Origin of the sequence: Mesorhizobium sp. M2A.F.Ca.ET.039.01.1.1 (genome assembly GCF_003998035.1) — a bacterium.
Lineage (GTDB): Bacteria > Pseudomonadota > Alphaproteobacteria > Rhizobiales > Rhizobiaceae > Mesorhizobium.
Map to the genome: position 1 here is coordinate 1 of NZ_RZRY01000663.1, position 3,440 is coordinate 3,440.

Here is a 3,440-nt window from a genome sequence, read left to right on the forward strand (position 1 = left end):
CCTGCGCCCTGATCTTCATTGAGATGACCCCGCCACCGCCGTACCCCCGTCGCGACTATAGACAGGTTCGATGCCCGTTCTCGATCATCCCAGAAAAAGTCAGGGCTTCGCGCGCCTCCACGGCCGGCGCGCTCAGGCCATTCGGTGTGCTCGCCTTATCCCCTCAGCGCACGCGCCGCCGCCTCGGCAAAGGAGATGTCGCCCTTGATCTCGCGCATCGCCATCGAGGTCACCGTGCGGCGCACGCCGGGCAGGCGGCTGAGCTCCTCGCGCAGCATGCGGTCGAGCGCCATCATATCGACGGTAACGATCTGCAGGAGATAGTCGGCTTCGCCCGTGGTGGCGTAGCAGCGGCGGATCAGCGGGTGCGTCTTCACCGCCGCCTCGAAGGCGTCGGACACCTCGAAGTCGATCGACACCTGGATGAAGGCCTCGATGCCGAAGCCGATCCTGGCCGGGTCGATGCGGGTCGAATATCCACGGATGACGCCTGCCTCTTCCAGCGCCTTCACGCGCTTCCAGCACGGCGTCTTGCTCAAGCCGACCTCCTCTGCCAGCTCGCCGAAGGAGATCCGCGCATCGCGCTCGAGCGCGGCGACTATTTTGCGGTCCAGGGCATCCAGCACAGTTCGTTCTCCATTGATGCGGGAAGGAGCGATAATCGTCCTTCATTTCATGCCATTTGGATAACAGAAAGGAACAATGTTCAAGCCGGAAGCGCTATCCTTGTGGCGCGGTCATGCCCGAGGAGGATGAGCCATGGACAAGACGGACTATCACGCCCGGATCGAGGCGCCCGAGATGCGCGACTACGGCGTATATCTGAAATGCGACCAGCTGCTCGCCTGCCAGAAGCCGCTGGCCGAGATGGTCAACGCCGACGAATTGCAGTTCCAGATCGTGCACCAGGTCGAGGAGCTGTGGATGAAGCTCATCGCCTACACGCTGGTCGATGTGCTCGACTACCTGGAGAAACAGGACACCCATCGCATCGTCACGCTGATGGGCCGCGTGCACCGGCTGATGCGTATGATGACGGCGCAGCTCGATCTGCTGGAGACCATGTCGCCCAAGGAGTATCAGCAGATCCGCCTGCAGCTCGGCAATGGCAGCGGCCAGGAATCGCCCGGCTTCAAGTTCCTGCTGCGCCTGCCGCCGGACCTTTGGCGGGCCTTCAGGCATGCCTATCTCGATGGCCGCGGGCTGACCGTGGCGGATATCTATGACGAGCATTACGACCACGGCGACGCCTATGTCGTGGCCGAGGCGCTGATCGAGTTCGACGAGCTGTTCCAGAAATTTCGCGCCAACCACCTCTATCTGATCCACCGCTCGATCGGGCTGGGCTCGAAGTCGCTGAAGGGCCGCCCGGTGGAGATGCTGGAAGGCGGCGCCCGCCACCGCTTCTTCCCCGAGCTGTGGGATATCCGTTGCGACATGACCGACCGCTGGGGCGCCGAATACGGCACCGTGCGGGACTCGATCAGCCATCCGGCGCAGGTGAAGGCCGGCTGAGCCTTCTTCCTCGCCCCGCGCGAAGCGGGGGGAGAGGTGGCGCGGCGAAGCCGCGACGGAGAGGGGCCTTCGTAGAGCTAAAGCATGTCTCGCTAAAGCGCATGGAGCGAACCCGAGAGATCGTGTCGCGATTTAGAACCTCGGGCGCGCCACACCGTGCTTCTTCCTCTGTCGCCGGCGCTGCCCCCTCTCCGACCGCTTCGCGGCCACCTCTCCCCCGCGTTGCGGGGGCGAGGAAGAGGGCGCTCCAACAATTTTCCTACCCCCTGTCGGAACCAGCGCCCTTCGTCCGTCCTTGGGGCATCAACAGACAACCCGGAGGACACTCGTGGAAACCCAATCGACCTGGCAGACCGCCGCCATTCTCATCGCTCGCCTGATCTTCGCTGCTATGTTCGCGATGGGCGTCGCCTTCAAGCTGATGGATATGGGCGCCACCGCCGGCTACATCGCCGCCGCCGGCTTCCCGTTCCCGGTGTTCCTGGCCTGGTGCGCGGCGATCCTCGAGACGCTGCTGGTGATCGCTTTCCTTACCGGCGCTTATCTGTCGCCGTTGGCGCTGATCGGCGCGGTCTATGTCGTCTTCCTCGGCTTTGCCTTCCACGGCCCGTCGCACTGGCCCGGAAACCAGGCCGAGTTCGGCGCCTTCATGTCGCACTTCCCCTTCGCCGCCGGCCTGCTCTACGCCGCGGCGCACGGCCCGGGCACTGTGCTGGCCCTGCGCCACGGCTGGCCGGGGAGGGCATGACCTTTCCCCTCACATCTGGTCGTTATATGGCTCCTTCATCTGGCCGACCATGCGGGCCAGCTTCGAGAAGGACGGCATGTCCGCCTCGGGCTGGCACTGGTTGGCGAGCTCGAGCAGGCGGATCGGGAAATTGATGGCGTCGCGGTTCGAGGCCGAGATCGCCTCCGAGCGCTCCTCGCCGGTCTCACCGGCCTCGGCCTTGCGCAGCGCGATGTCGATTTCCTCGACGGTGAGCACACCTTTCTTGACCAGCACGTGGTTGATCGCTGCGACGGCCATCAGCAGGCCCTCGAGTTGGAGATTGGCGACGTTCATGGCGTTCCTCCCATTGACCTCGCCACAAGAACGCATGAGCGGCGTTTCCGATCCGGCGGGAAGGCTTGCGCGGCTCTACGCCTCCATCAGCCGCTCGCCATACTCGCTCCAGAGCTGCCTGATCTCGCGGTTGCCGAGCGGCGGCGTCTGGCGGTCGCCGTAGAAGATGGCGACGGCGCTGAGGTCGTACTGGCCGTCGGCCTGGGCGATGAAGCGGATCGCCTCGCCGAGTGGTCTCGAATGAAAGAACGGATCGGCCTGGCCTCTGCCAAGGCTGCGAACGCCCGAAATGCTTGCAGGCACATGCCGCATCCGAAAGACGGATGCCATGGCAGGTCTGTCCATGCCGCTCTCCGCGATTCCCCGGGGGATGATCCCATAAGCTCCTGCTAATGACCAGCCCGGGACAACCGGCCACAGCAAAAGGATGGGGACGACACAACCTTGAAATGAAAAAGCCCGGCATCCAAAAGAGAAGGCCGGGCGCGCCGGCCCGGCCTTCTCTCCGCGCGGCCGCCGCAAGGCAGCCTTCGCTTACTACCGTTGATCGGCCCGGCAGCGCGAGCCGGACCGGAAATGCCTATCTGCGCCAGCGATGCAGCCAGTCCGGCTCTGGGTCCGGGTTCCGGCTGATCGCCATGCCGGCCAGCAGCCCGACGAGGCCGCCGATCAGCATGGCCGTCGAGAAGGTGCCCGGGTTCTGCTGCACGGTTTCCGAAACGCTCTGCGCCTGGCTGCGTAATTGGCTTGCCGCGCGCGACGCGCGGCCGGAGGCACCGCTGTAGAGGTTCGATGCGCGATCCGCCGCGCCGCTATATAGGTTCGACGCGCTGTCGGCTGCGCTCTGGTACCAGCCCTGCGC

6 protein-coding genes are annotated in these 3,440 nt (G+C 64.9%); 2 read left to right on the forward strand and 4 right to left on the reverse strand.

All coding sequences use genetic code 11. The features are described 5' to 3' along the window. Positions 1-155 precede the first annotated feature (155 nt). Positions 156-626 (reverse strand): Lrp/AsnC family transcriptional regulator, encoded by a 471-nt coding sequence (locus tag EOA24_RS31380; RefSeq protein ID WP_126083240.1) that lies wholly within the window; start codon positions 624-626, stop codon positions 156-158. 133 nt (positions 627-759) lie between these two features. Between EOA24_RS31380 and EOA24_RS31385 the strand changes: the two genes are divergently transcribed. Continuing rightward, positions 760-1,515 (forward strand): tryptophan 2,3-dioxygenase family protein, encoded by a 756-nt coding sequence (locus tag EOA24_RS31385; protein ID WP_126083239.1) that lies wholly within the window; start codon positions 760-762, stop codon positions 1,513-1,515. Between the two features lie 328 nt (positions 1,516-1,843). Next, positions 1,844-2,263, forward strand: coding sequence for a DoxX family protein (locus EOA24_RS31390; RefSeq protein WP_127258110.1), 420 nt, complete (start codon positions 1,844-1,846; stop codon positions 2,261-2,263). 9 nt (positions 2,264-2,272) lie between these two features. Here the strand turns inward: EOA24_RS31390 and EOA24_RS31395 are convergent, their stop codons facing one another. From EOA24_RS31395 to EOA24_RS41955, 3 genes are all read right to left on the reverse strand, one after another. Further along, positions 2,273-2,578, reverse strand: a complete 306-nt coding sequence (locus tag EOA24_RS31395; protein ID WP_041001284.1) for a hypothetical protein — start codon at positions 2,576-2,578, stop codon at positions 2,273-2,275. Positions 2,579-2,653: 75 nt separating this feature from the next. Then, entirely contained in the window at positions 2,654-2,923 is a 270-nt protein-coding gene (locus EOA24_RS31400) for a hypothetical protein (RefSeq protein ID WP_126083237.1), read from the reverse strand. 235 nt (positions 2,924-3,158) lie between these two features. Continuing rightward, the coding region (locus EOA24_RS41955) for a hypothetical protein (RefSeq protein WP_189354387.1) at positions 3,159-3,440 on the reverse strand (282 nt) is incomplete at its 5' end.